The following is a 20,108-nucleotide window of genomic DNA, read 5'->3' as shown; positions in this document are numbered from 1 at the left end:
ATACGCGAACGCATATTTCGACCTGGACAGACCATGAGCGCGACGACGGCCATCAAGCTATGGACGCTGCAAGACTTCTTCGAGTGGCAGCAGACGGTGGACGATCGCTATGAGTTGGTCGACGGTTTCCCGCTGAAGATGATGACCGGCGCCTCTCGTCGGCACGATATGGTCGTCATGAACATTCTTGGGGAATTACGGAACCGCCTTCGTGGCAAGCCCTGCGTTCCCTTCACGGCCGACGGCGCGGTGGAAACGCGGCCGGGGCAAATTCGCCGCCCGGATGTCGGGGTGGATTGCGGCCCGATCGACCCAAACGCCTTCCTGGCCAGCGAGCCCACCGTAGTGTTCGAGGTTCTATCCCCTTCGACCCGCGATTTCGACCGGCTGCGCAAAATCGGCGAGTACAAGGCCATGCCCTTCCTGCGCCATATCGTGCTCTTCGAACAAGACCAGCCCGTCGCGCTGCTCTGGTCGCGCCTTGCCGGCTCACATTGGGACGAGCGGCGGATCGAGGGGCTGGACGAGACGGTTCTGCTGCCGGCCATCAACGTCGAACTGCCGCTGCGCGAAGTCTACGATCGCGTCCTCGCCTAATCCGCAACGGCCGGGCGGGGCGGCTCGCGCAGGCGGCTCATCGTGAAGGCGTCGATCAGTAGCCCATCGCGCAGGATGGATTGGCGCTCGCGCCCTTCGATCTCAAAGCCGCAGCTTTGGTAGAGGTGCAGGGCCGGGGCGTTATCGACATTCACCGAGAGTTCCAGCCGCCTGAGGCCGAGCCAATTGTCGGCCATGTCCAGAACGGACTCCAAGAGCCGGCGGCCGATGCCTCGCCCGGCATAGGCATCGTGGACGCCCATGCCGATGGCGCCGACATGCGCGCGCCGCCCCGTCATGCGATGAAGGCTCGCCGTGCCGACCAGCTCGTCCTCCAAGAGGGCCACGAGGAGAACCATGTTGGCACCACCTTCGAACAGGCGTTTGCGCACGCTCTCCTCGCTCTCGAAAGGCAGACGCAGCGTGCCGTAGCGATAGTCCGGCAGATTCATCAGCAGGGTCAAGGCGGCGAGGTCGCGCGGTTCGGCCGCCCGTATGGTGAGATCCATCGTCATTTCCCGATGCAGAATTCGGAGAAGATCAGGCCGAGAAGCTCTTCCACGCCGACGCGGCCGGTCAGCGCGCCGAGCCGGTCCGACACCTGCCGCAGCGTTTCAGCCGAAAGCTCGGGCGGCAGAGCTGGGTCGTAGCCGGCCAGCAGCGCTAGGCATTGGCGCAGGAGGTCGCGGTGGCGGGTTCGGGCCGGCAGGAGATCGGACGGATCGCCCGCCGCCTCGCGAGCTCGGGCGCCGATCAGCCGCGTCAGCGCGTCGAGCCCCGCGCCTGTCCGCGCCGAGAGCGCCACATCGAACTTAGCCGGCAAAGCGGGGTAGAGATCACTCTTGGTGGCGATCCGCAGGACCGGCGTCTCGCCGGCCGCGATGAGCGGTTCCTCCGCCAGCGCTCCGGGATCGACCAGGGACAGAACGAGGTCGGCCGCGCCGATGCGCTCGCGGGCGCGCGACACGCCGATCGCCTCGACCTCGTCCGCCGTCTCGCGCAGGCCCGCGGTGTCCGACAGGAGAACCGGCATGCCTTCGATGTCGAGCCGGATCTCGATCACGTCGCGCGTCGTACCGGGAATGGCGGAGACGATGGCGACCTCGCGCGCGGCGAGCGCGTTGAGAAGGCTGGACTTTCCGGCATTCGGCGCCCCGGCGATGGCCACGCGAAATCCATCGCGCCAGATTTCGGCCCGGTGCGCGCCGGCAAGATGCGCCGCGATCTCGCCCTGCAGCCGCCCCACGGCCTGCGCCGTGCCGCTGGACACATCCTCCGACACGTCGCCCTCGTCGGAAAAGTCGAACGAGGCTTCCAGCAGCGCGCGAATGCGCGAAAGCTGGCGCATCCAGCCTTCATAGAGCGCCCGCGCCGCGCCGCCCGCCTGCGCCAGGGCCTGCCGGCGCTGCCCCTCCGTTTCGGCCGCCAGGAGATCGGCCAGCCCCTCCGCCTCGGTCAGGTCGATCCGTCCGTTGGCGAAGGCGCGGCGGGTGAACTCGCCGGCCTCCGCCAGCCTAAATCCCGGCCGCTCCAGAAGGGCAGCCGTCAGCGCCGCGACCACCGCCCGCCCGCCATGCAGGTGAAACTCCGCCAGGTCCTCTCCGGTCGCCGTGTTGGGACCGGGAAAGAAGAGCACCAGCGCCCGGTCGATCTCGGCACCATCGGCCGCCCGAAGCCGCCGCAGGCTGGCGCGGCGCGGCTCCGGCACGCCCCCCGCCAGCGCCGCCAAAGCCTCCGACGCCAGCGGGCCGCTGACGCGCACCACGGCGACGCCCGCCGGGAGCGGGCCGGAGGAAAGAGCGAGGATCGTGTCGTCGAGCATCGAGGCGGTCATGACGTCCCTGACATCAGGCGGTCGCAAGGCGGATCGGTTCGCCTCTGGTTCGCACATCCGGCGGGACGGGCGTCAAGGGACAAAACGCGCCAAGCCGCCTCGCTACGGAAGAGGGTTTCCCCCGCGCCTCGAAAATCCATCTCTTTGATCGTCCCATCTTAGATATGTTTCGATGTATCTTTTCCTCTTGCGGAGCATCCAGCCATCTCGTATCTAAGATATATCTTAGACTCAAATGGAGTGATCGGAATGAGACAGGAATTCGAAACACGTGGCCGGCACGGCCGGTCTTGCTCGCATGGGCTGGTCGGGCTCTTCGCCATGGGGCGCGGCCCGTTCGGACGCGGTCCGGGACGTGGCCACCGGCATGGCGGCCATGGCGACATGGGCGGCGACGGGCTGGGCGGCGAGGGAGGGGACGGCCGGATCGGACGCTTCCTGCTGCAGGGCGATCTCCGCCTTCTCGTGCTCGCGCTGATCGAGAAGGAGCCGCGCCACGGCTACGAGATCATCAAGCATATCGAAGAGATGACCGAAGGCTTCTACGCGCCCTCGCCGGGCGTGATCTACCCGACGCTGAGCTATCTCGAAGAAGCCGGCTACATCCTGGCCGAAAGCGACGGCAACAAGAAGCGCTATGCCATCACGGACGAGGGGCGCGCCTATCTCGACGGCAACCGGACCCTGGCCGACGCCAGTCTCGGGCGTCTGGCGCAGGTGTCCGAGCGCCTGAAGGAGCGGCGCGAGCGCCACGGTCATCGCGGCGAGGAGAGCAAGCCGAGCCTGCCGCGCGGCGTCGAGGCCGCGATGCTGAACCTGCGGGACGTGGCCGCCCGCGCGCTGGCGGCCGACGAGAAGCGCTCGGGCGAGATCATCCGGTTGCTGTTGCAGGCAGCCGACGATCTCGACCGGGGGCAGGGCGGCTCAAGCGACGCCTGACGCGATCCGGCCATCGCGAGGATTTGGGTTCGGGCCGATCCCGCGAGGGTCGGCCCGGCCTCTCGGCTGTAGGAGCGCCGGATCGCTCGGCGCGGGCGCGATTGGGGCCGCGCTTTCGATCTCAAGCGCCGGGAGTTCCGACAAGACCCGCCTTTGAGGATGCGCGAGCGACCTCCGCCGGTTCACGACCGGCAAAGCTCGAACAAGGCCAGCGGCAGAGCGTCAGCCTTCGCGACGACTTAGAGCGCCTAACAAAATCTTAGGGCGGAGGATGGCCGAGGGATTTTCGTCCGGCGCTGAGAAGCGAAGCGCAGTCGATTCCGCCGGCAGGGCCAAGCATCCGCGACGACGCCCTCGACGGAAAGACCCGTCCAGCCGACCACACGAGATTGTTGTCAGGTTCTCTTCATGGCGCGATAGAACCGGGCCTCCGACGTCGCCATATCTCGCCCCCGCTGCTAAAGCGCCTGCGGCAGGGGTTTGAACCGCTTGCGATCCGTGTCGCTCGGATTGCATTCCTGATGGGTGCCGGGCCGATAGAACTTGCCGTCCGCCGCCGGTCTCGTGCCGCCGTCGCAGCCCGGCATCCCAGGCTTGCCGCCCTTGCCCGGCTGCCCGCCCGCGCCGCCGCGCCCACCTGCGCCGCCGCTACCCCCAGCGCCCCCGGCCCCGCCATTGGCGTCGTTCCCGGCGAGAACGAGCGAGGCCCCGCCCGCGAGCGTCGGACCTTTGCCGACCGTCGCGACGTCGGTGTGGAGAGCGGCGGAAAGGCCGGGACCGGCCGCGACGCAGAGAGAGACGAGGAGAGGGAACGCGACGATGGTTCGCATGGCTGAGTCCTTGCCGGAGCGCTGATCGTTTGGCGGCTCGCTGTCTATCACGCCGCCCCTCGGTCGCGGAAGCCGGCTCGCGCCCTAACTCCAGCTGGAACTGGCGAGCGGAGGGCGGGTCGTGACGCAAGGCAATCGGTTGGGCGAGGCGATCAGCCCCTATCTCCAGCAGCACCGCGACAATCCGGTCCACTGGCGGGAATGGTCAGCCGAGGCGATGGCGGAAGCCCGGCGCGAGGACAAGCCGATCCTCCTCTCGGTCGGCTACGCCGCCTGCCATTGGTGCCATGTCATGGCGCATGAGAGCTTCGAGAACGCGGGCGTCGCGGCGATCATGAACCGCGACTTCGTCAACATCAAAGTGGACCGCGAGGAGCGGCCCGACATCGACCATCTCTACATGACCGCCTTGCAGGCCATGGGCGAGCAAGGCGGCTGGCCGATGACGATGTTCCTGACGCCGGAGGGCGAGCCCTTCTATGGCGGCACCTACTACCCGCCCGAGGCCGCCCAAGGCCGCCCCGGCTTCGCGCAGCTTCTGGAGGCCGTGCGCAATGCCTGGGACACCAAGCGCGAAGGCCTGCTGCGCTCGGCCGGAGAGATGCGAACGCATCTGCGAGGCTTCCTCTCCGCCTCCGGCGCGCCGGCGGACCTGCCGGAGGGCGCCTTGGAGGAAGCCGCCGGGCGCATCGGCGGGATGATCGACCTCGAGCTCGGCGGCATCAAGGGCGCGCCGAAATTCCCCAACGCCCCCTATCTCGAACTCCTCGCCCGATCCGGCTTTCCGGGTGGGCCGGAGGCGCATCGGGCGGGCTTTCTCGTGACGCTGCGCGGCTTGTGCGAGGGCGGCATCTTCGACCATGTCGGCGGCGGGCTCCACCGCTATGCCACGGACGCGCGCTGGCTGGTGCCGCATTTCGAGAAGATGCTCTACGACCAAGCGCAGCTTCTGCGCCATCTCACGATCGGCTGGCGCGCGACGGGCGAGCCGCTGTTTCGCCAGCGCGCCTTCGAGACCGTCGCGTTTCTGCGCCGCGAGCTTCAAATGCCCGGCGGGGGCCTGGCCGCTTCGCTCGACGCCGACAGCGCCGCCGCCCATGGCCCCGCGAGTGGCGCTCCCATGGAAGAGGGCGCCTTCTATGTCTGGACGGAAGGCGAGATCGACGCAGCGCTCGCCGGCCTGCCCGAGATCGAGACGTTCAAGCGCTGCTACAACGTCACGCCCCGTGGAAACTGGGAGGGCAAGACGATCCTGGAGCGGCTCGGCGGCTCGGGCGAGGCGGCGCCGGAGGCCTTCGGCGAAGCGCGCATCCGCCTGTTTCAGGCGCGCGCCGCGCGGCCCCGGCCGGGGCGGGACGAGAAGATCCTGGCGGATTGGAACGGCCTGGCCATCCGGGCGCTGGCCGAAGTCGGCGCCGCGTTTCACCATCCGGATGCGCTGCTCCTGGCGCGCGAAGTCTTCCACTTCGTCACCACGCAGATGATGCGGGAGGGTCGCCTCCACCATGCCGCCCGCGACGGGCGCCTGTCCGGCCCCGCCCTCAGCGGCGACTATGGCGCGATGATCGCCGCCGGTGCCGCGCTCTTTGCCGCGACGCTCGACCCGCAATTCCTCCATACGGCCCATGCGCTGGCCGAGGCGCTGGAGCGCTGGCACGGGGATGGCGAGGGCGGGCATTTCATGACGGCCTCGGATGCAGACGACATGCTGCTTCGCCCGCGCAGCGACCCGGACGAGGCGGTGCCGGGCTCCACCGCGCTGGTGGTGGAAGGCCTGGCGCTTTTGGCGCAGGTCGGCGGCAGACAAGCGATCCGCACGCGGGCCGAGCGCGCGGCAGCGCTCGCACAGGGGCGCATCGGCGCGGGCGGCATGGCCTATCCCGGCCTTCTCGCGGGTTTCGATCGCCTTCAACGCGGCTCGGAACTGGCGCTGTTCGGCTTTCGCTCCAATCCCGGCTATGGCGCCGTGGAGGCGATGGTGCGCGGCCATGTCGATCTCAACCGCGTCGATCTCGTGTTGAACGACCCCGACCGCCTGCCCGAAACGCTCGCCCTCAGCGCGCTGCGCCCCGAGCGCTATCCCGCTGTGACGCTCTGCCGGAACCAGACCTGCCATCCGCCCGTGTTCGAGCCGGAGGCGCTGCGCTCCCTTTTGGAGGGTGGAACGGCGGCCTCCTGAAAATGCCCTGACCCAACAAGCTCGAATGCCCGTAACGATCGTTCGCGACCCCGTCTGCGGTACGTTGCGCGATGTTCTGGCGCTGATCCTGCAATGGGAGGAGGCGCCCGAGGCAATCGAGTCCGTCAAGGTTCCCCCTCCGCGCGAACAGCGGCTGGAGCTTCCTGCGCCGATGGGCAGCGGTTGTGCGCTATCCTGCGGGAAAACGGCGCGACCTGTGTCGATTTCGCGACCTGTCACTTTCGGGCGCAGTGCTCGTCCGTCCCGTTCTCGTCAACAGGCCCATGGCGGCGATGGAGCGAGGCACGCGGCTCGCCCGCCTTCACAGGAAGTACTGGCGTTGCCGGACTACCCGCTTATGCGTTTCCCCCAAGAGGATGGGGCAGGCGTCCCGACCAAAACGCTGGCCTCGGACGGCTGACCCACGCCGCGCCGTGGCTCTGCTGAGACGCGCCGTCTATTTCGACGCCGCTTCGACCAGAGCCTGCAGATCCGCCCAGCCATAGGCGATCTCGACGATCTCACCTTCGGGGCCGGGCTCGCTTCGCTCGCCGACCGTTCGTCCACCCAGCGCCTCGTAGAAGCGCCGGGCCGGCGCGTTGTCTCTCAGCACCAGAAGCGCCGCTCCGCTTCGCCTGCTCCCGCCGAGATGGCCGGCCAGCGCCCCCATGAGGCGCCGGCCCAGGCCTTGGCTTTGAAACGCGCGGAGGACATAGAGCGCGCCGATCTCGCCATCGAAGCCGGCCCGACGCAGCTCGGCGTCGCGCTGCGCCCCGCAGGCGCCGAAGCCCGCGAGCCTTCCCTGTCCCTCCTCCTCCGCCAGCCAGACCGCCGCCCCGAACGCGGCATGGGCCGGCGCCAGGATGCGCCGCCAAAGCTCCACCCGGCTCTCCACCGAGAGCTCGGCCAACATGGCCTCGGGCAGAAGCCCGTCATAGGTCTCGCGCCAACTGGCGACATGCAGCGCGGCGATTGCCTCGGCATCGTCGGGCGTGGCGGGGCGAAGGGAGAAAGGGGGCGTCATGCGGAGCGCTCCGGCCGTTTCGAATTGTCCCGCACGATCTCAGTGGGAGGGATAGGGCATAAGGTTTCATGGAGCCAAGGGAAGGGTTCGAAGGCGCAGGCCCAAGCCATCGGGACAAGCCCGTGGCGAACCGCCGCCCTCGCGAGCCGGCCTCAGGCGCCAGCGGCCCGAACGCGGATCATCACCGCGTCCGTCGCCGCGCCGAGATCGCGCGGCGTCGTTTCGAACACGTGATAGGGCGTGCCGGCGGCGGCCCAGACGGCGTCGAAACCGAAGAGATCCTCGTCCATGAAGACGGGCAGGGGGGAACTCGCGCCGAGCGGCGCGACGCCGCCGATGGCAAAGCCCGTGTGCTCGCGCACGAAGTCGGCATCCGGCCGCTCCAGCGCCTCGCCGATCGCGCCGGCCACCAGCGCCTGGTCCACCCGGTTGGCGCCCGACACCAGCAGAAGATAGGCCCGCCCGCTTTCGGCGCCGCGAAACACGAGGCTTTTGACGATCTGCCCGACCTCGGCCGAGACGGCCTTCGCCGCCTCCTCGGCCGTGCGCGCGATCAGCTCGGTCCGCACCACCCGGAACGGCAGCGCCTTGGCGAGCGCGGCGATCTCGACGCGGCGCACGGCATCGGGCAGGTCGGCAGCAGCGTCACTCATCTCGGCTCTCCCTCGGAGACTGTCTGACAACCCGGCCGGATCGGTCCGCCGCCGGGTTGTCAAACAGTCTCTACGGCGTCTGGCCCTTCTTCATAGAGGCCGCGAAGCCGAGGCGGCAAGGCGGGCGCGCCCATGAAAAAGGCCGCCGGTGGTGTGCACCGGCGGCCTTTCGATCGATCGGGGCGGCTTGCCCGTTACGTGTTCATCGACTCGAAGAAGTCGGCATTGCTCTTGGTCTGCTTGAGCTTGTCGATGAGGAATTCCATCGCGTCCGTCGTGCCCATGGGCGAGAGGATGCGGCGAAGCACGAAGATCTTCTGCAGGTCCTGGCGGGGCACGAGGAGGTCTTCCTTGCGCGTGCCGGACTTGAGAATGTCCATGGCCGGGAAGATGCGCTTGTCCGCCACCTTGCGGTCGAGCACGATTTCCGAGTTGCCGGTGCCCTTGAACTCTTCGAAGATGACCTCGTCCATGCGCGAGCCCGTGTCGATCAGGGCCGTCGCGATGATGGTCAGCGAGCCGCCTTCCTCGATGTTGCGCGCCGCGCCGAAGAAGCGCTTGGGCCGCTGCAGGGCGTTGGCGTCGACGCCGCCCGTCAGCACCTTGCCCGACGACGGGACCACCGTGTTGTAGGCGCGGCCGAGGCGGGTGATGGAGTCGAGAAGGATCACCACGTCGCGGCCATGCTCGACCAGACGCTTGGCCTTCTCGATCACCATTTCGGCGACCTGCACGTGGCGGCTCGCCGGCTCGTCGAAGGTGGAGGAAACGACTTCGCCCTTCACCGAGCGCTGCATGTCGGTGACTTCCTCCGGCCGCTCGTCGATGAGCAGCACGATGAGGTAGCACTCGGGATGGTTGGCCGTGATGGAATGGGCGATGTTCTGGAGAAGAACGGTCTTACCCGTGCGCGGCGGGGCGACGATCAGCGCGCGCTGGCCCTTGCCGAGCGGGGCGACGAGATCGATGACCCGGGCCGAGATGTCCTTCTTGGTCGGGTCTGGATTTTCCATCTTGAACCGCTCGTTGGGGTAGAGCGGCGTCAGATTGTCGAAATGGCTCTTGTGTTTGATCTTTTCGGGATCGTCGAAATTGATCGTCGTGACCTTGAGCAGCGCGAAATAGCGCTCGCCGTCCTTGGGTCCGCGGATCGTGCCCTCCACCGTGTCGCCGGTCTTCAGCGAGAAGCGGCGCAGCTGCGAGGGGGAAATGTAGATGTCGTCCGGGCCGGGCAGGTAGTTCGCGTCGGGCGAGCGCAGGAAGCCGAAACCGTCCTGCAGCACTTCCACGACGCCTTCGCCGATGATCTCGATCTCCTGCGCGGCGAGGCGCTTGAGAATGGCGAAGAGCAGTTCCTGCTTGCGCAGCGTGGACGCGCTTTCGACCTCATTCTCCTCGGCGAAGGCGACGAGTTCGGCGGGCGTCTTGTCTTTGAGGTCCTGGAGTTTGATCTCAGGCATGGCGGGCTCCACCCCATCGGCGCAAGGCCGGGAGCCGCACGCGGTGGGGACAGTCATCGGGGGAGGATACTCGGGCCGGTCTGATACGAATGCGTATGGTTCGGCGACGAATGGGCGGGGCACGGCGCAACGGCCGCTCCGCACCGGAGGCGGGATACGGCGTCCCTTATAGTCATTTCGCCGCAGCGGCGCAAGATGGCGCGAGGCTGGAGGGCGCGAAACGGGCCGCCCAAACGCCGCATGCCGCGCGGCAGGAGAGCGCCGGGCTCAGGGCAAGCCCGGCGTGCGCCCGTCTCTCGGCCCCCGCGAGCGCTGGCCCCGCCGCGCTCAGAGCGCGCGAAACAGTTCGGGGCGCAGAAGGTCGAGCTGGCGCAGCGCGTCCGTCACCACGCCTTCGGGCGTCTGTTCGACAGACACGCGCACGCCGTCCTCGTCCTCGCTCAAGGGTTCGAAATCGGCATATTGCGAGGTGAGGAGCGAGGGCGGCATGTAGTGGCCCTTGCGCTGGGCGAGCCGGTCGCCGATCACGCCCTGCGGGGCGCTGAGCTCCACGAAGCGCACCCGCGCCTCGGCGCCGCGCAGCACGTCGCGGTAGCGGCGCTTCAGCGCCGAGCAGGTGATCACCGTGCTCTCGCCCATGCCCGCCTCGTCGGAGATCCAATCGCGGATCGAGGCCAGCCACGGGGCGCGGTCCTCGTCGTCCAGCGCGATGCCGGCGGACATCTTGGCGATATTGCTTTTTGGGTGAAACTCGTCGGCCTCGGCGAATTTCCAGCCGAGCCGCTGCGACAGGAGCTTGGCGGTGGTGGTCTTGCCGGTGCCGGAGGGGCCCATCACGACGAGGCAGACGGGCAGCTTGGATGCAGTCGGGGGCACGGCGATCTCCGGACGGGCGAAACACGCGAAGGCCGGACAGGGTCCGGCCTACAAACTCGTAGATCGCATCGGGAGGGGGAAAGGCAAGCGCCGCGTGTGAGAAGGCGGTCTTTCCGCCGGCCTGCCGAGAGACTGTTTGCCAACTCGGTGGCGGAGGACCGCCGCGTGATTTTTTGTCGCTCGCAAGGCGCCAACCGCAGTCGATGCGAGGGCGCATCGGTGAGGATTGGCAACGGTCCATGTGGACGGGCGAGACATCTGCTGCGCTTGCGCGGCATGTCTCGCCCTGGGGAGAGGGCGGAAAAGCGCCGGCGGGCCGACCCCGTCGGGTCGGCAAACAGTCTCTTAGAACGGCTTGACGATCACCAGGATCACGATGGCGACGAGGAGGATCGTCGGGACCTCGTTCATCATGCGCCAATGGCGGCTCGACTTGGTCATCTCGTCGCGCGCCAGCCGCTTGCGGGAGGCGGAGAAATAGCCGTGCAACCCGCTCATCACGATGACGAGGGCGAACTTGGCGTGCAGCCAGCCGCCCTGGAAGCGGTAGACCTCGATCGCCAGCCAGAGGCCGGACACCCAGGTCACCACCATGGCGGGGTTGACGATGGCCTGCATCAGGCGGCGCTCCATGACCTTGAAGGTCTCGGCCTGGGGGCTGCCGACACCGGCCTCGGTGTGGTAGACGAAAAGGCGCGGCAGGTAGAACATGCCGACCATCCACGAGATGACCGCCAGAACGTGCAGCGCCTTGACCCAGAGCATGGCGTCCACCGGCACGAGCGCGAAGAGGGCAAGCGCCAGAAGCGCGCCGATCCCCAGCGAGACGATAACCGATCGGTCCTTGGCGGGCGCGATGCTGCTCATGATGCGTCTTCCTGATCGCGCCGCACGCGGCGGCTTTCCCCGGGTCTAGTCGAGAACCGCTCCAAACGGCAAGCGGCCAGGCCCGCGCCCTTTTCCCGCGCCCTGCTTATCCCCGCCATCCCCAGTCTTCGTCATCCCACTCTTCGCCATCCCAGTCTTCGGCTTGGCTTTCGAAAGGAGATCCGCATGCAATTTTCCGGCATCCGCCGGCTCGTGGTGCTGACCGGCGGCCCCGGCGGGGGCAAGACCACGCTGGTGGAGGCGCTGGCGGCCCGAGGCTTTCGCACGGTCGGCGAAGCGGGCCGAGCGGTGATCCGCGCCGAAGAGGCCCGGGGCGGCACGGCGCTGCCCTGGGGCGACCGCGCCGCCTTCGCCGCCCGCATGGCGGAACGGGACGAAGCGGCCTACCGCGCGGCGCTGGAGGGCGAGGGCGTGGTGATCTTCGACCGGGGCCTGCCCGACACGCTGGGCTATCTCAGCCTCTGCGGCCTGCCCGAGCCGCAGGCTCTGCTCCGGGCCGTCCGCCGTTGCCGCTACCGCAGCCCGGTCTTTCTCGCACCCTTCTGGCCCGCGATCTTTTCCGGCGACGCCGAGCGGCGGCAGGACGCGGCGGAGACGGCCGAGACCGCCCATGTCATGCGCCGAACCTATGAGGGGCTCGGCTACGAGGTGATCGACCTGCCGCTCGCTCCGGTGGCCGAGCGCGTCCGCTTCCTGCGGCAGAGCCTCGGCGTCTAGCCGCCGCGCACCAGGCGCAAAAGCGCTTCCACATGCGCGATCGGCGCCTCGGGCGTGATGCCGTGCCCGAGATTGAACACGAGCGGCCCGTCGCCCAGCTGGTCCAGAATGGCACGCACGCCCTCTTCCAGCGCCCGCCCGCCGGCGATCAGGCGCAGCGGGTCGAGATTGCCCTGCACGGCGCCCGCAGTTTGGAGGCGGCGGGCCTGCGCGAAAGGCACGCCCCAGTCGAGGCCGAGCGCATCGACCCCGGTCTTCTCGCGGTAGGTGTCGAGCAGCGCGCCAGCGCCCTTGGGAAAGCCGATCACCTTGGCGTCCGGCACCATGGCGCGCAGGCGGGCGACGAGATGGCGCACGGGCCGCACCGCGAAGCGCTCGAAGCTGGCTTCGTCGAGAACGCCCGACCACGAGTCGAAGATCTGCACGCAGTCCGCCCCGGCTTGGAGCTGGCGGGCGAGATAGTCGGCGCTCATCTCGGCGAGCAGCAGGAGAAGCTCGTCCATCGCCTCCGGGTGCTCGTAGCCGAAGAGGCGCGCCGGCGCCTGGGCCGGCGTGCCGTGGCCGGCGATCATGTAGGTCGCGACCGTCCAGGGCGCGCCGCAGAAGCCGATCAGCGCAGTCTCTTCGGGCAGGGCGGCGCGCAGACGCGCCACGGTGGCGATCACGGGGGCCAGATGCGTGTCGGCATGGCTGGGGTCGAGCCCGGATATCTCGTGCGCCGAGATCGGGTCCATCACCGGCCCCTCGCCCTGGAGAAAGCGCACGTTGCGCTTCAGCGCGTCGGGGATCACCAGGATGTCAGAAAACAGGATCGCCGCGTCGAAGCCGAAGCGGCGGATCGGCTGGAGCGTGACCTCGGTGGCGAGCGCGGGGTCGTAGCAGAGATCGAGAAAGCCGCCGGCCTTGGCGCGGACCTCGCGATATTCCGGCAGGTAGCGCCCGGCCTGGCGCATCAGCCAGACCGGAGGCGGGGAGACGGTCTCGCCGGCGAGGACGCGCAGAAGCTTTCGCTGTTCCATGAAGGGCTTTCTCGGCTCGTCGCGAAACGGCGGCGGGAGCGGCCCGCGGAACGCTGGCAGGAGGGAAGGCTCGGGCTCTTCGCCGGGACCTTCGTCGCCAAGCCTCGGGCGATGCGCCTCGCACCCCATGGCTTGCCGTCTCGTCCCTCCGGCGAAACCCCTCGACCCTTCCGCTCTCCCACGCGTTCCTCGGACCGTCCCGGCGCCTCGCGCCGGTTGGATCGGATGTCTTCCCCGGGACATGGCGGGGAATGGGCGCTTCGTCCAGCCCTTAGGCTGCGATCTCTCGGCCCCTCTTGTCCCCGGCAAGGGGAGGGGACCTCTGCCAGAGAAAACCGGGCGGGATCGTCAGATCCCCAGCCCGCTCTTCCCTCAAAGAAATTCTATTGAATCTGGATTCTAATTCTATGAGTCGGTGGATTGAGGGGATTCACAGGCGCCGCGCGGCGCTTAGCTTTCCCGCCCCCACCAAGCTGCCGGTTGACGGAGGATTCGCCCAAGGATTCCAAAGCGACCGGCGCGGGCGCTGCGAGGATTCCCCCGTTTTTCACAAGTTCCCGTCCACACCCCGGGTCATGTCTCGATCTGTGGAGGAATCGGGGGTTTTCCCGGGAGGGCCGAACCCCCCGCCGAACTTGCCCCAGCTTCTCCCGGGTTGCTCACAGGACCCCAAGAATCCCGGGCGTATCCGGGTCGAAGACTTGTTCCAAACCCCGATCGGAGTCCGTCCGTTCCCGGCGAGCGATTCTTAACCATAAAATCCCGAACGCCTGCCTTAGAGTCTGTTTGGAAATTCGGCGGCGGAGGGCCGGCGAGGGATTTTTGGGTGTCGCGAGGCGCCAAACGCAGTCGATGCCGGCGGCATCGGCGAGGATTGGCAACGGTCCATGCGGACGGGCGAGACCTCTGCTGCGCTTGCGCAGCATGTCTCGCCCTGGGGCGACGACGAAAAAGAACCGTCGGACCGACCCGACCGAGTTTCCAAACAGGCTCATGAGCTTCTCGCCCTGGACGGCTTGCTGCCGCGCCGTCGCAGGCTCTAGGAAGAAGGCAACAGGAAGAGGGAACGAGCCGCATGAGGAAGCCGATCGTCCTGGCGTCGGGCAGCGTCCACCGCCGGGAGCTTCTGCAGAACGCCGGGATCGCCTTCACCGTCGATCCCTCGACGTTGGACGAGCGCGCCATGGAGGCGCCGCTTACGGAAAGCGAGACAGCGCCCGACGACGTCGCCGCCATCCTGGCCGAGGCCAAGGCGATCGACGTTTCCGCCCGCCATCCCGGCGCCCTTGTGATCGGCGCCGACCAGACGCTGTCTCTGGGCGACGAGCGCTTCCACAAGCCTGCGGACATGGAAGGGGCGCGCCGCGCGCTGCTCCAGCTTTCCGGCCGCACGCATGTTCTGTCCAGCGCGGTGGCGCTGGTGGTGGATGGCGAGACCGTGTGGCGCCATGTCGACCAGGCCCGCATCACCCTGCGCGCGCTGTCGCCCACGACGATCGGCCGCTATCTCGCCGAGGTCGGCGACGCCGCGCTCACGAGCGTCGGCTCCTATCAGGTGGAGCGCCAGGGCATCCAGCTCATGGAGCGGATCGAGGGCGACTTCTTCACCATCATCGGCCTGCCCGTCCTGCCGCTCCTGGCCGAGCTGCGCCGCCGGGGGCTGGTTGATGAATGAGACACCGCCCAAGGCCTTCGTCACCGGCTGGCCGATCCACCATTCCCGCTCGCCGCTGATCCACGGAACCTGGCTGCGCGAGATGGGCCTTGCCGGCTCCTACGAGCGCGTCGCCGTCGAACCGGACGCCTTTCCCGCCTTTCTGGCTGGCCTGGCGGCGGCGGGCTTTTCCGGCGGCAATGTCACGATCCCGCACAAGGAGGCGGCCTTTGCCGCCGTCGCCCGGCGCGATGGGGCGGCCGAGGCGATCGGCGCGGTGAACACGCTCTGGTTCGAGGACGGCCGGCTGGTCGGCGGCAACACCGACGCCTACGGCTTTTCCGCCAATCTGGACGAGCGCCTCTCCGGCTGGCGAAACGCGGAGGAGGCTTTGGTGCTGGGCGCGGGGGGCGCGGCGCGCGCCGTGGTCCATGCGCTAGCCGAGGCGGGCGTCCGGCGCATCCGCATCCTGAACCGCACGCCCGAGCGGGCCGAGGCCCTGGCCCAAAGTTTCGCGCGGCCCGGCCTCGACATCACCGGCGCGGGGGAGCGCGAGACGGCGGCTCGGCTCGGCTCGGCCGATCTCGTGGTCAACACGCGCGCGCCGGTGCCCGGCGAGGCGCCGCCGGACCTCTCGGCCCTTGCCGAAGCCGCCTTGGTGACCGACATCGTCTATGTGCCGCTCGAGACCCCGATCCTCAGGGCGGCGCGGCTGCGCGGGCTCCAGACGGCGGACGGGCTCGGCATGCTGCTCCATCAGGCGGTTCCGGGGTTCGAGCGGTGGTTCGGCCGGCGGCCGAGCGTGCGGGAGGACCTGCGTCAGGCGCTTCTCGCCGATATCGAAGCCGGCGGCTGAACTTCTGGCCCGAAAGGCCGGACGCCGATTTTCCATCGCTCGCGACGCTTTGGAAAGCCTGCGTCCATCTTTCGGGACGATGCTGACACGTTCAAGCGCGTTGGGGAGGGTCCAGACCATGGACGACCGCAGATCCGCCTTTGCCGGAAACGGCGCAAGCGACGTCACGCCCGAGGTCCCGAAGAGTTTCGTGGCCGAGGTCCCGAAAGGCTTCGAGACCGAGGTTTCGGAAGCCGAAGCCGCGATCGAGAGCCTGTTCGAGGCCTATGCGGCCGGCTTCGACGATTTCGACGTCGATTCCATCATCGCCTGCTTCCAGTTTCCGGTGACGATCTGGCAGTCCGGCCGGGGCAATGTCTTCGACGACGAGGAGGAACTGGCCGAGAATGTCGAGGCGCTGCTCGCCGTGTTCGAGCGCGAGGAGATCGTCCAGTCCCGTTTCGAGATCATCGAGGCGGCAGGCGACGACGGCGCCGCCTTCGCCGTGCTCGACTGGCGCCAGGAGCGCGACGACGGCGACGCGGCGCTGGAGTTCCGCTGCCGCTACGCCCTGGTGCGCGACGAGGCGGGCAAGGGCTGGCGCATCGCGCTCGCCGTCAACGATTGAGCCCGGCTTGATCACGCTCGGCCTCACCGGCTCGATCGGCATGGGCAAGAGCACCGCAGCGGCGATGTTCGCCGCGCTCGGCTGCCCCGTCCATTCCGCCGACGAAAGCGTCCACCGCCTTTACGCCGGGCGTGCCGCCCCCCTGGTGGAGGCGCGCTTTCCCGGCACGGCGCCGGGCGGCGTAGTGGACCGCGCGGCTCTGTCGGCCGCCGTCTTGAACGATGCGGCGGCGCTCAAGGACCTGGAGCGCATCGTCCACCCCCTGGTGCGCGAGGAGGAGGCGCGGTTCCTGGCCGAGGCCCGCGCTTCGGGCGCCAAGCTGGCGGTGCTCGACATCCCGCTCCTGTTCGAAACGGGCGGCGAAGCTCGGGTGGATCGCACGCTCGTGGTCAGCGCCCCGCCCGAGACGCAGCGCGCCCGCGTGCTGGCTAGAGCGGGCATGACGCCGGAGCGCTTCGAGGCGATCCTCGCCAAGCAGATGCCGGACGCCGAGAAGCGCCGGCGGGCCGATTTCGTGGTGGAAACGGGTGGGCCGCTGGAGGAGACCCGGCGCCGGGTCGAGGCGATCTGGCACCAACTCGTGGCGCAAGCGCGCTGATCCCCTTGCGCCCCCGCGCGGTTCGGCCGACATGACGGGGGACAGGCCAAGTGACAGGACAGGAGCGGGACCCCAGTGCGCGAGATCGTCTTCGACACGGAAACCACCGGCCTCGACTTCGAGCAGGACCGCGTGATCGAAATCGGCGGCATCGAGCTGTGGAACCACATTCCCACGGGCCGCGAGTATCACTGTTTCATCCGCCCGGACGGGCGCAAGGTCGATCCCGCCGCCTTCGACATCCACGGCATTGCCGACGACTTCCTGAAGGACAAGCCGGTCTTCGGCGAGATCGTGGAGGAGTTCGCCGCCTTTTTCGACGACGCCGCGCTGATCGCGCACAACGCCGCCTTCGACGTCCGCTTTCTCAATGCCGAGCTGGCGCGGCTCGGCCGCCCCGCCATTCCGCCGGGCCTCGTGATCGACACGCTGCCCATGGCGCGGCGCAAGTTTCCGATGGCACCGGCGACGCTGGACGCGCTCTGCTCGCGCTTCTCGATCGACACGTCGAAGCGCGACAAGCATGGCGCTCTCGTCGACTCCGAGCTTCTGGCGCAGGTCTATATCGAGCTGATCGGCGGCCGCCAGTCGGCGCTGCGGCTCGACATGGACAATGACGGGTTGAGCGACCGAGGCGTCGAACTCGTCCACCGCGCCGCCCAGCGACCCGTGCCGCTGCCCTCGCGCCTCTCGCCCACTGAAGACGAAGCCCATCGCCGCTTCATCGCCGGGCTCGGCGACGGTGCCCTGTGGAACAGCCACCTCCCGCCCGTCGCGGAGAACTGAGCCGGCCTTGAGCGGGGCGACGCTGCTGCCGCTGGAAACGGAGGCGGACTGGCAGGCCTTCCACACCATTCGCCGCGCCGCCCTATTCCAAGAGCGCGGGCGCGGGGAGGCCTACGACCTCGCCCATCCCGACGATCGCCATCCCGCCAACACGCCGCTTCTCTACCGCGTGGACGGCCAAGCGATCGGCGTCCTGCGCCTCGATCGCTTGGCGGACCGGCGCGCCGCGATCCGGCGGGTGGCGATCGAGCGGAGCCATCGCGCGCAGGGCCATGGCCGGCGCATGATCGCGGCGGCATTGCAGCGCCTGCGGGAATGAGCGTCGCGTCCGTCACCGTCGCATCCGCGCCGGAGGCCGTCGGCTTCTACGAGGCGCTCGGCTTCGCGCTGGAGAAACCGGGAACGAGCCCACCCGGCGGCTCGGTTCGTCTCGTCGCCAGTCTTGGCTGACCGCAAACATCCGCCATGAAAAAGGCGCCGCCGGCTCGTCGCCGGGGCGCCTCTCGTGTCTTCAACCGAAGCCGATGGATTAGACGGTCTGGACCTGCGCGCGGGTGCGCTCTTCGGCCATGCGCTGCGTGAACAGGGCGGCAAAATCGATCGGGTCGATCATCAGCGGCGGGAAGCCGGCGTTGCGGGTGACGTCCGCGATGATCTGGCGCGCGAAGGGGAAGAGGAGGCGCGGGCACTCGATGAAGAGAACCGGCAGCATGTGCTCCTGCGGGAAGCCCGTCAGGCGGAAGACGCCCCCATACTGAAGTTCCACGTGAAACAGGGTCTCGGCGCCTTCGCCGGCCTGGGCGTTCAGCGAGAGCTTGACGTCGTACTCGTTGTCGCCGTCCTGCACCGGCACCGCGCCGACATTGACGCCGATGTTGATGCCGGGCGCGCGCGGCTGGGCGCGCAGGACGCCGGGCGCCTTCGGGCTCTCGAAGGACAGGTCCTTGATGTACTGGGCCAGGATGTTGAGGCTCGGAGCCTCGGCCTCGGAAGCGCCGTTGACGCCCGTGTGGTTGGTCTCGGACATGGGGTCCTCGCGGAGTTGGCTGGAGAAGGAAACGCCGTTCGCTCCGGCGCCGGGGATCACGGCTGCGCTAACACGGCGCCGGGGGCGAAAACAAGAAGGGGCGCAAGAGCGCCCCTTTCGCAGACCTTGGCGGTCTCAGTGCAGCGTCGGCTTGCCGTCGCCTTCGCCGGCGCCGCCCTTGCCGTCGCGGCGGAAGGGCTCGTCGCGCTCCAGCCGCACCCAGGGGCTGCCGTCGGCGCGGCGCGCGAACTCGTCGTCCGTGAGATCCACCACGTTGGGCCGCACCGGCGGGCGCTCGTTGAAGCCGGGCGTTCCCACCACGACGATGCGACGGCGCAGCGCGCGCCAGATGAGATCGCGGACCGGCGGCAGGAACAGGGCGAGGCCCACGATGTCCGACAGGAAGCCGGGGATGATGAGCAGGATGCCCGCCAGCGCGATCATCGCGCCATGCACGATCTCACGCTCGGGCAGACGGCCGGCCCGCGCCTCGGCCTGCGCGGCGCGCAAGGTGGAAAGCGTCTGGCGCTTGAGGAGGCTCGCGCCCACCACGGCCGACAGGATCACCAGGAGAAGGGTCCAGCCGATGCCGATATGGCCGCCGACCCAGATGAAGGCGCCGATCTCCAGAAGCGGCAGGGCCAGTAGGATGACCGGAACGAGGATCAGCGGCATGGCGGTGGAAACTCTCCTTCTTCGAAAAATCGCCCTGTGCGGCTCCGCAATGGGACCCACGGGCACAGGAAACGAACGATCATCACATAGGACGCGTCTTCGTGAATTTGAATGCGGGACCGGGTGCCTCTATATGAAGCTTCGATCAAGACTTCTTGCAGGGCAGATCCGCGTTCATGGGTTTCGGGACGATCTTCTTCATCGTAGTGGCGGCCGTGGTGCTGTATCAGCTCCGCAGTGTGCTCGGCCGTCGCACGGGCCATGAACGCCCGCCCTATGACCCTTATTCCCGCACCAACGACAATCCGACCCCGCCGCGCGAGCAGGGCAATGTCGTGACTCTGCCCTCGCGCCGGGTTCCGGCCGAGGAGGCGCCGGGCCGTTTCGAGGCGATCGACAAGGCCGCGCCCGTGGGCTCGCCCGCCAATGCCGGCCTTCGGCGCATCCAGGAGGCCGATCCGAGCTTCGATCTCGACCAGTTCCTGAACGGTGCCCGCGCCGCCTACGAGATGGTGGTGACGGGCTTTGCCGACGGCGATCGAAAGCTCCTGAAGAACCTGCTTTCGCCCGAGGTCTACCAGGGCTTCGAGAGCTCGATCATCGAGCGCGAGGCGCGGGGCGAGCGGATGCAGTCCTCCTTCGTGGGGATCGACAACGCCACCGTCGTCGCCGCCGAGCTGAAGGGGCGCGATGCCTTCGTCACGCTGCGCATCGTGTCGCAGCTCATCTCCGCCACGCTGAAGAGCAATGGCGAGGTGGTGGACGGCGATCCCGAGACCGTGGCCGAGGTGCGCGACGTCTGGACCTTCGCCCGAGACACGCGCTCGCGCGATCCGAACTGGAAACTGGTGGAAACCGAGTCCGAGGAATGAGCCCGGCCGGCCTTGCA

23 protein-coding genes are annotated in these 20,108 nt (G+C 68.5%); 12 read left to right on the top strand and 11 right to left on the bottom strand.

Going from position 1 to position 20,108, the window contains the following annotated elements; genetic code table 11:
- The first annotated feature begins 33 nt into the window (after nt 1-33).
- Nucleotides 34-597, top strand: coding sequence for a Uma2 family endonuclease (locus M673_RS02195; RefSeq protein ID WP_061973240.1), 564 nt, complete (start codon nt 34-36; stop codon nt 595-597).
- On the opposite strand, the gene M673_RS02190 is transcribed toward M673_RS02195, so the two are convergent.
- Together M673_RS02190 and mnmE are read right to left on the bottom strand one after the other, a co-directional pair.
- Nucleotides 594-1,106: a GNAT family N-acetyltransferase gene (locus M673_RS02190; RefSeq protein WP_061973239.1), complete on the bottom strand. Its 513-nt coding sequence runs from the start codon at nt 1,104-1,106 to the stop codon at nt 594-596. The genes M673_RS02195 and M673_RS02190 overlap by 4 nt on opposite strands.
- Before the next feature lie 2 nt (nt 1,107-1,108).
- Nucleotides 1,109-2,431, bottom strand: coding sequence for a tRNA uridine-5-carboxymethylaminomethyl(34) synthesis GTPase MnmE (mnmE, locus tag M673_RS02185; RefSeq protein ID WP_082639126.1), 1,323 nt, complete (start codon nt 2,429-2,431; stop codon nt 1,109-1,111).
- A 249-nt stretch (nt 2,432-2,680) separates the two neighbouring features.
- Here mnmE and M673_RS02180 point away from each other — a divergent pair, with 249 nt between their 5' ends.
- Nucleotides 2,681-3,370, top strand: a complete 690-nt coding sequence (locus tag M673_RS02180; RefSeq protein WP_244493182.1) for a PadR family transcriptional regulator — start codon at nt 2,681-2,683, stop codon at nt 3,368-3,370.
- 458 nt (nt 3,371-3,828) lie between these two features.
- Here M673_RS02180 and M673_RS02175 read toward each other — a convergent pair whose 3' ends face one another.
- Entirely contained in the window at nt 3,829-4,200 is a 372-nt protein-coding gene (locus M673_RS02175) for a hypothetical protein (protein WP_061973237.1), read from the bottom strand.
- A 121-nt stretch (nt 4,201-4,321) separates the two neighbouring features.
- Here M673_RS02175 and M673_RS02170 point away from each other — a divergent pair, with 121 nt between their 5' ends.
- The gene (locus tag M673_RS02170; protein ID WP_061973236.1) at nt 4,322-6,379 is read left to right on the top strand and encodes a thioredoxin domain-containing protein; all 2,058 of its coding nucleotides are present in this window, start codon (nt 4,322-4,324) and stop codon (nt 6,377-6,379) included.
- Nucleotides 6,380-6,836: 457 nt separating this feature from the next.
- Here M673_RS02170 and M673_RS02165 read toward each other — a convergent pair whose 3' ends face one another.
- The 5 genes from M673_RS02165 to hemJ all read right to left on the bottom strand — a co-directional run bounded on the left by M673_RS02165 (nt 6,837) and on the right by hemJ (nt 11,259).
- The gene (locus M673_RS02165) at nt 6,837-7,403 is read right to left on the bottom strand and encodes a GNAT family N-acetyltransferase (RefSeq protein WP_061973235.1); all 567 of its coding nucleotides are present in this window, start codon (nt 7,401-7,403) and stop codon (nt 6,837-6,839) included.
- Between the two features lie 152 nt (nt 7,404-7,555).
- Nucleotides 7,556-8,056 carry a YbaK/EbsC family protein gene (locus tag M673_RS02160; protein WP_061973233.1) on the bottom strand — a complete coding sequence of 167 codons (501 nt, stop codon included), beginning with the start codon at nt 8,054-8,056 and terminating at the stop codon, nt 7,556-7,558.
- A gap of 194 nt (nt 8,057-8,250) precedes the next feature.
- On the bottom strand, nt 8,251-9,516 hold the full coding sequence (gene rho / locus M673_RS02155; protein WP_061973232.1) for a transcription termination factor Rho: 1,266 nt from the start codon (nt 9,514-9,516) through the stop codon (nt 8,251-8,253).
- Nucleotides 9,517-9,843: 327 nt separating this feature from the next.
- A complete protein-coding gene (locus M673_RS02150) occupies nt 9,844-10,392 on the bottom strand; it encodes a gluconokinase (RefSeq protein ID WP_306302818.1) in 549 nt (182 codons plus the stop codon).
- Nucleotides 10,393-10,737: 345 nt separating this feature from the next.
- Nucleotides 10,738-11,259, bottom strand: a complete 522-nt coding sequence (gene hemJ, locus M673_RS02145) for a protoporphyrinogen oxidase HemJ (RefSeq protein WP_061973228.1) — start codon at nt 11,257-11,259, stop codon at nt 10,738-10,740.
- 186 nt (nt 11,260-11,445) lie between these two features.
- Between hemJ and M673_RS02140 the strand changes: the two genes are divergently transcribed.
- The gene (locus tag M673_RS02140) at nt 11,446-11,997 is read left to right on the top strand and encodes an AAA family ATPase (protein WP_061973227.1); all 552 of its coding nucleotides are present in this window, start codon (nt 11,446-11,448) and stop codon (nt 11,995-11,997) included.
- Here the strand turns inward: M673_RS02140 and hemE are convergent.
- On the bottom strand, nt 11,994-13,016 hold the full coding sequence (gene hemE / locus M673_RS02135; RefSeq protein ID WP_061977581.1) for a uroporphyrinogen decarboxylase: 1,023 nt from the start codon (nt 13,014-13,016) through the stop codon (nt 11,994-11,996). The genes M673_RS02140 and hemE overlap by 4 nt on opposite strands.
- A 1,075-nt stretch (nt 13,017-14,091) precedes the next feature.
- On the opposite strand from hemE, the gene M673_RS02130 reads away from it, so the two are divergent.
- The 7 genes from M673_RS02130 (at nt 14,092) to M673_RS24820 (ending at nt 17,967) form a co-directional block, all read left to right on the top strand.
- On the top strand, nt 14,092-14,691 hold the full coding sequence (locus M673_RS02130; RefSeq protein ID WP_061973225.1) for a Maf-like protein: 600 nt from the start codon (nt 14,092-14,094) through the stop codon (nt 14,689-14,691).
- Nucleotides 14,684-15,526 (top strand): shikimate dehydrogenase, encoded by an 843-nt coding sequence (locus tag M673_RS02125; protein ID WP_082639125.1) that lies wholly within the window; start codon nt 14,684-14,686, stop codon nt 15,524-15,526. Before M673_RS02130 ends, M673_RS02125 begins: the two co-directional genes overlap by 8 nt.
- 118 nt (nt 15,527-15,644) lie before the next feature.
- Entirely contained in the window at nt 15,645-16,133 is a 489-nt protein-coding gene (locus tag M673_RS02120) for a nuclear transport factor 2 family protein (protein ID WP_244493183.1), read from the top strand.
- 7 nt (nt 16,134-16,140) lie between these two features.
- Nucleotides 16,141-16,731 (top strand): dephospho-CoA kinase, encoded by a 591-nt coding sequence (gene coaE, locus M673_RS02115; RefSeq protein ID WP_061973222.1) that lies wholly within the window; start codon nt 16,141-16,143, stop codon nt 16,729-16,731.
- 75 nt (nt 16,732-16,806) lie between these two features.
- Nucleotides 16,807-17,517 carry a DNA polymerase III subunit epsilon gene (gene dnaQ / locus M673_RS02110; RefSeq protein WP_061973220.1) on the top strand — a complete coding sequence of 237 codons (711 nt, stop codon included), beginning with the start codon at nt 16,807-16,809 and terminating at the stop codon, nt 17,515-17,517.
- Between the two features lie 7 nt (nt 17,518-17,524).
- Nucleotides 17,525-17,836, top strand: coding sequence for a GNAT family N-acetyltransferase (locus M673_RS02105; RefSeq protein WP_061973218.1), 312 nt, complete (start codon nt 17,525-17,527; stop codon nt 17,834-17,836).
- Nucleotides 17,833-17,967 carry a GNAT family N-acetyltransferase gene (locus M673_RS24820; RefSeq protein ID WP_148639949.1) on the top strand — a complete coding sequence of 45 codons (135 nt, stop codon included), beginning with the start codon at nt 17,833-17,835 and terminating at the stop codon, nt 17,965-17,967. The genes M673_RS02105 and M673_RS24820 overlap by 4 nt, the downstream gene beginning before the upstream one ends.
- Before the next feature lie 79 nt (nt 17,968-18,046).
- On the opposite strand, the gene secB is transcribed toward M673_RS24820, so the two are convergent.
- Both secB and M673_RS02095 read right to left on the bottom strand, forming a co-directional pair.
- Complete coding sequence (gene secB, locus M673_RS02100; RefSeq protein ID WP_061973216.1) at nt 18,047-18,544, bottom strand: protein-export chaperone SecB; 498 nt, start codon at nt 18,542-18,544, stop codon at nt 18,047-18,049.
- A gap of 135 nt (nt 18,545-18,679) precedes the next feature.
- Complete coding sequence (locus M673_RS02095) at nt 18,680-19,219, bottom strand: FxsA family protein (protein ID WP_082639123.1); 540 nt, start codon at nt 19,217-19,219, stop codon at nt 18,680-18,682.
- A 176-nt stretch (nt 19,220-19,395) separates the two neighbouring features.
- On the opposite strand from M673_RS02095, the gene M673_RS02090 reads away from it, so the two are divergent.
- Entirely contained in the window at nt 19,396-20,091 is a 696-nt protein-coding gene (locus tag M673_RS02090; RefSeq protein ID WP_061973215.1) for a Tim44/TimA family putative adaptor protein, read from the top strand.
- Nucleotides 20,092-20,108 lie beyond the last annotated feature (17 nt).

It is taken from the genome of Aureimonas sp. AU20 (assembly GCF_001442755.1).
In the GTDB taxonomy this organism is placed as follows: Bacteria; Pseudomonadota; Alphaproteobacteria; order Rhizobiales; family Rhizobiaceae; genus Aureimonas.
This window is presented reverse-complemented; position numbering and strand designations above follow the sequence as displayed.